Raw genomic sequence first — 4,524 nt, forward strand, 5'->3', positions numbered from 1 at the left:
AAAAGAGCCTCGGTGGCTTAGTGGTGTAGCGCGTCCTTGGTAAGGACGAGGTCGCGGGTTCGATCCCCGCCCGAGGCTTCCAATAAACATTCAACTTTTTCTTGAAAAAAATCCCCTACAGGACAATTTATAAAACCAAATCTTTCTACTGACTGATTTTTATGAACCTGACTACAAGAGTGATCCTGCTTGTTTTATGTCTGGTTGTTTTTTTCGGTATGACTGGAAGTGCCCTTATGGGACCAGTTTTGCCGGACATGGTTGACCCGCTAAATTCTACCCCTGAAGCTGTTGGTTGGGTCATGGGAGTTTACACCCTATCCAATGCATTGTTCATGCTGTTACTGGGAACCAGAATCGATAATCTGGCTCGAAAAAAGGTTCTGACAGACATCCCAATTTCGACTGTGAGTATTCCTGGGGAGTTCTCACAAAACACGATGTTGAGTCCTTCTCTGTCGGAGTGGATACCAGACCTACGGTTATCGAGTCCGGAGAGTCACAGGGGGTGACAGGTTGATGTCATTGGAATTAACCCAGGAAGAATATGAACGTTTTAAGCATATGCAGGAGAAATTTGACAGTCTCAGCAACAGAGGTCAGCAGATTCCGGATTGGAAACAGGAACAGCTGTATAGACTTCTCCGAGAAGGAAAGAACAACCGGGAGATCTCTGAAGAACTCGAGATATCCAACAGGACTGTTGTCAAGTACAAACGAAGATGGGGGTTCAGATAATGGCAGTGCAGCTGACATGGGACCAGTACGAAACTTCCAATACTCAGCCAGCAGCTGTTGATGCACAGGCAACCCCAAAAACCCCTGAAACCAGTCCGAAATCCAGAGACCAGCTGCACAAAGAGTTCGTCAAAATCTTCGATGGACTTTGTCATGCACACCACCGGTGGGAGGTCTGGCAGGACTGGACAGAAGCAGCTGCGATATCCATCCACAACTCAGTAAACTACGACCAGGAACTTGAGAATCAATACCTGAAGATAGTAGGTAAATACGAAAGAGAAGAAGTTCAGCAGTTTCCAAAGCTGCTCTCTCTGACCACCATGGCACTTGACAGCGAGTTCTGTGATTTCCTGGGTTCTATATTCATGGAGCTTGAGCTGCCGAACAAGTTCGGAGGGCAGTTCTTCACACCCTACGAGCTGTCAAAGTTCACTGCTAAGGTGACTTTTGCAGATTACGATTCTGATACAGATGAAGTTATTGAGTTCAACGAACCTGCAGTAGGTGCCGGGTCGTTCATAATTGCAGTCTGTGATGTACTTCATGAGAATGGTATAGATTTCCAGAACAGATTGAAAGTTACAGCACAGGACAGCGACTACATGGTATTCTGTATGGCCTATATCCAGCTGTCGCTGATAGGCTGTCCTGCTCAACTGGTCCATGGGAACACTCTGAAACTGGAAAATAAGCAAACATGGTATACTCCGATGTGGCATCTAAGGGGGTTCAACTGATGGTAGACAAAGTGAAAGTTGAACTGAATCCAATCACGGTATAGCAGATTGAGAAACTGAAAAAAGACGAAGATAATACGATTGAAGATGTTATACAGCGGATGCTTGAACTTGCTAATGATACTCTTGAGGATTTTTACGACAATTACGATTAAAATCAAACAGGATATAGTGGAGGCTATGCAATGCCAGAAGAACCAGTTGAAACAATAAATTTTGAACACCATAGAGCAGCTAAAAAAATAGCATCATACAACATGGCTACTATTGAGAATCTAGATGTTGAAGATGCTGATAAGTACATAGAATTCGTGACTGAAGCACATAACAACATCACAAACCACGATGTTCCAGTAGATTTGGTTAGAGATTATGTTGCAAAACTGGATGGTAGGTTCTCAGAAGACGAATTTGGTATTTCTAAATACGATTTGATGCAGAGACTTTACAATGCTTATAAAATGGCAGCTAATGCACATATCGATAATGACTATACACTTCAAAAGATGGTAGCATTCACGGAAGATGATTCTGTTGTTAGTGTTTATGTTGAAGGTTATGACGAATGCCAGGATTTGGAGGTGGTTGAATAATGAAATCCTGCACCTTTGTTTCAGACGATGATGAAGCCTACAAATACAAACATTTGGTAGGCCACCCGGTAGCAGACGGAAACGAGGCATGTCTCAAAGGCATGCCTGTCGTAGTAACCACAGCAGGAACAGTCTGCAGGGATGATTGTCCGTACTGTCAGCTGGAGTTTGTTGGACTTCTCAAGGATGTGATATGATGATTTTTCCGGGTAACGGTAACAGAGCAGTAGAAATAACGAAATCACTGAAAAAGATACGCAGATTAGAACCACCTACAGGTAAACAGCAGCTTGTAACACGGGCTGCAATCATGGGTTACAAACTCGGGGATTTACAGCAGTTTGCAGTCTATAATGCAAGGTCCAATATGGATTCACAGATTCTCAGCTCTTACCAAGAAAATGCCAAACTTGCTCTTGCAAATCTTGTAACTCAGGCCAGGATGTTCTGTATGGATATGGGTTGGGATTTCGATTCTATACAGGAACTGGGTCTGCAGCACCTACAGGAACGGATGTCTGAGATTCAACAGGACGGTTTTGCAGAGAAACGGGAGGTCTAAATAATGACTTTGGTTTATTTTTGGTGCTGCGAATGTGAAAAACGATTTGATAGCGGCATCTTGGCATCTATCCATGCTTGGAAAAACAAACACCTGGTAGAGATATTGGACCATGACATGACACCACCTAATAAACAGGAGGTTCACTGATGAATTCACGAGAATTTTCACTAAAAATAGAAGTTAAGGACAAGGTCAAAGAAGTGCTATCAGAAGATTACCCAGAAGATGATGTAGATGCAGCTGTGGATAAACACGAACAGGGTTTAGACTTACTAGTTGATGATATCCTTGAGGAGCTTGAATCATCCAAAATGAATATGGAGTAATTGGAATGGGTGATTTTGGCTGCAATAACTGTGAAAGTACGAACTGTCATCAGTTCAGAAAACCGGTTGTCTCAAACGATGGAGATGAGGTTTGTATATACTGGCAATGTAATGAATGCGGTAAAAGGTTTGTAACTGGTTATGAACTCGGATGGTTAGTTCATTATTCAGGGAGTCATTGAAAAAAGAAGGATTTAGATGCAACAAATGTGAAATTACAATCTGCATTAATAGTTGGTTATAATCAATTCCTTAATATAACTCTTTTTATTATATTTAGGATTAATTATAGTTGATAACTCAATATTTATTGCTTATAGTCATAGCAACAAATGGTGATATGTTCTAAATTAACAACAAATAATCTGTGCTTAACTATAATTCAAGTTTTTAAAATATTTACAGGGATTAAACCTTGAAGGCTATGAAAAAGGACAGAAAGAGGATGTTGTTCTGATTGAATAAAAATTACACTGCACAGAAAACGATTAGCACTTTTTTAATAGTGGGTGCAGGTGGATTTTTCGGAGCTATTTCCAGATATCTTGTAACATCTGTGTCAGTGTCTCCACTTGATATATTTATCCTTAACATGCTTGGCAGTTTTTTTCTTGGGATTGTGATGTTTGACCCCGAATATCTGGGACTGTTCAGTTCAAAAACAAGGTTGGGATTTGGTATAGGATATTTAGGTTCATTTACCACATTTTCCAGTTTTGCGGTCATGTCCTTCCAGATGTCGGTATATATGTCGGTTATCAATATTATAGCAAATGTGGTTTTTACTATACTGGCAGTTTTTCTGGGTAGGAGTTTTATAATTTATCTGTCGACAAAAAGGTGGTAATATCGAAAACATCTTGCTTGTAGGGATAGGTGGATTTATAGGTGCAATATTCAGGTACTTAATCTCCGGTCTTATACCAAGAATATATTCAATGCCAACAGGAACACTTGTTGTTAATGTAACTGGGAGTACAATTTTATCTTTTTTTGTAATTTCAATGCCTTCTGATTCTGTTATACATTTTGTAAATATCGGTATGATAGGGTCATTTACCACATTCTCAACGTTCGCTTATGAGAACTTTAAATTCCTGGAAGATGGTGAAACTCGATTTATGCTATACAATATTTTGCTAAATCTCATTTTCTGTATACTAGGGGTAGGTATCGGATATATTATGGGTCACTGTTCAGTTAACACTGTCTACACTTAATTTATAACTTTAAATGATTGTGCTAAGAAAATATCAAATAATTGAAAATAAATTAATATGTCTTTTGACTGAACAGTAACTATAAGATTATAATCGGGTTTATCGAAATCCTCTCTATAATTTTATAGCTAAAGCCTACAACTTAGTAACTTTTTTAAATCATTGTATCATATTACTTTATAGCATCGGCAGAGAATGTTTTACATCACAGTATACATTTTTTGGTATCTGTAAGCATATTTTCTTTGCTGGTGTATCAGACCTGTTTTTTAAATCTTCAAAATAAAGGGTATAATTTACCATGGTTTTAACATTTTTATCAAGTTAACCGTGATTTTGGAT

The 4,524-nt window shown here is 39.2% G+C and carries 11 protein-coding genes and 1 tRNA gene; all 12 read left to right on the forward strand.

From position 1 onward, the window contains the following. Nucleotides 1–6 precede the first annotated feature (6 nt). Nucleotides 7–78, forward strand: a tRNA-Thr gene (locus QZ276_RS06565). An 83-nt stretch (nucleotides 79–161) separates the two neighbouring features. Continuing rightward, on the forward strand, nucleotides 162–512 hold the full coding sequence (locus tag QZ276_RS06570; RefSeq protein WP_292486419.1) for an MFS transporter: 351 nt from the start codon (nucleotides 162–164) through the stop codon (nucleotides 510–512). 7 nt (nucleotides 513–519) lie between these two features. Then, complete coding sequence (locus QZ276_RS06575) at nucleotides 520–738, forward strand: LuxR C-terminal-related transcriptional regulator (RefSeq protein WP_292486421.1); 219 nt, start codon at nucleotides 520–522, stop codon at nucleotides 736–738. Then, a complete protein-coding gene (locus tag QZ276_RS06580) occupies nucleotides 738–1,478 on the forward strand; it encodes an N-6 DNA methylase (protein ID WP_292486423.1) in 741 nt (246 codons plus the stop codon). Before QZ276_RS06575 ends, QZ276_RS06580 begins: the two co-directional genes overlap by 1 nt. A 185-nt stretch (nucleotides 1,479–1,663) precedes the next feature. Continuing rightward, complete coding sequence (locus QZ276_RS06585; protein ID WP_292486425.1) at nucleotides 1,664–2,071, forward strand: hypothetical protein; 408 nt, start codon at nucleotides 1,664–1,666, stop codon at nucleotides 2,069–2,071. Beyond that, a complete protein-coding gene (locus tag QZ276_RS06590; RefSeq protein WP_292486427.1) occupies nucleotides 2,071–2,268 on the forward strand; it encodes a hypothetical protein in 198 nt (65 codons plus the stop codon). Before QZ276_RS06585 ends, QZ276_RS06590 begins: the two co-directional genes overlap by 1 nt. Continuing rightward, a complete protein-coding gene (locus tag QZ276_RS06595) occupies nucleotides 2,265–2,633 on the forward strand; it encodes a hypothetical protein (RefSeq protein WP_292486429.1) in 369 nt (122 codons plus the stop codon). Before QZ276_RS06590 ends, QZ276_RS06595 begins: the two co-directional genes overlap by 4 nt. 3 nt (nucleotides 2,634–2,636) lie before the next feature. Further along, complete coding sequence (locus QZ276_RS06600) at nucleotides 2,637–2,783, forward strand: hypothetical protein (RefSeq protein WP_292486431.1); 147 nt, start codon at nucleotides 2,637–2,639, stop codon at nucleotides 2,781–2,783. Further along, nucleotides 2,783–2,962 (forward strand): hypothetical protein, encoded by a 180-nt coding sequence (locus QZ276_RS06605; protein WP_292486433.1) that lies wholly within the window; start codon nucleotides 2,783–2,785, stop codon nucleotides 2,960–2,962. Before QZ276_RS06600 ends, QZ276_RS06605 begins: the two co-directional genes overlap by 1 nt. A 5-nt stretch (nucleotides 2,963–2,967) precedes the next feature. After that, entirely contained in the window at nucleotides 2,968–3,144 is a 177-nt protein-coding gene (locus tag QZ276_RS06610; RefSeq protein ID WP_292486435.1) for a hypothetical protein, read from the forward strand. A gap of 323 nt (nucleotides 3,145–3,467) precedes the next feature. Further along, entirely contained in the window at nucleotides 3,468–3,809 is a 342-nt protein-coding gene (crcB, locus tag QZ276_RS06615) for a fluoride efflux transporter CrcB (protein ID WP_292486439.1), read from the forward strand. Then, on the forward strand, nucleotides 3,787–4,182 hold the full coding sequence (locus QZ276_RS06620) for a CrcB family protein (RefSeq protein WP_342765708.1): 396 nt from the start codon (nucleotides 3,787–3,789) through the stop codon (nucleotides 4,180–4,182). The genes crcB and QZ276_RS06620 overlap by 23 nt, the downstream gene beginning before the upstream one ends. Nucleotides 4,183–4,524 lie beyond the last annotated feature (342 nt).

Source organism: Methanohalobium sp., assembly GCF_018609725.1.
Lineage (GTDB): Archaea > Halobacteriota > Methanosarcinia > Methanosarcinales > Methanosarcinaceae > Methanohalobium.

Bases quoted from the DNA above. Each gene is read 5' to 3' on its own strand.
- QZ276_RS06570 (WP_292486419.1), top strand. From the start codon at position 162: ATGAACCTGACTACAAGAGTGATCCTGCTTGTTTTATGTCTGGTTGTT.
- QZ276_RS06575 (WP_292486421.1), top strand. From the start codon at position 520: ATGTCATTGGAATTAACCCAGGAAGAATATGAACGTTTTAAGCATATG.
- QZ276_RS06580 (WP_292486423.1), top strand. From the start codon at position 738: ATGGCAGTGCAGCTGACATGGGACCAGTACGAAACTTCCAATACTCAG.
- QZ276_RS06585 (WP_292486425.1), top strand. From the start codon at position 1,664: ATGCCAGAAGAACCAGTTGAAACAATAAATTTTGAACACCATAGAGCA.
- QZ276_RS06590 (WP_292486427.1), top strand. From the start codon at position 2,071: ATGAAATCCTGCACCTTTGTTTCAGACGATGATGAAGCCTACAAATAC.
- QZ276_RS06595 (WP_292486429.1), top strand. From the start codon at position 2,265: ATGATGATTTTTCCGGGTAACGGTAACAGAGCAGTAGAAATAACGAAA.
- QZ276_RS06600 (WP_292486431.1), top strand. From the start codon at position 2,637: ATGACTTTGGTTTATTTTTGGTGCTGCGAATGTGAAAAACGATTTGAT.
- QZ276_RS06605 (WP_292486433.1), top strand. From the start codon at position 2,783: ATGAATTCACGAGAATTTTCACTAAAAATAGAAGTTAAGGACAAGGTC.
- QZ276_RS06610 (WP_292486435.1), top strand. From the start codon at position 2,968: ATGGGTGATTTTGGCTGCAATAACTGTGAAAGTACGAACTGTCATCAG.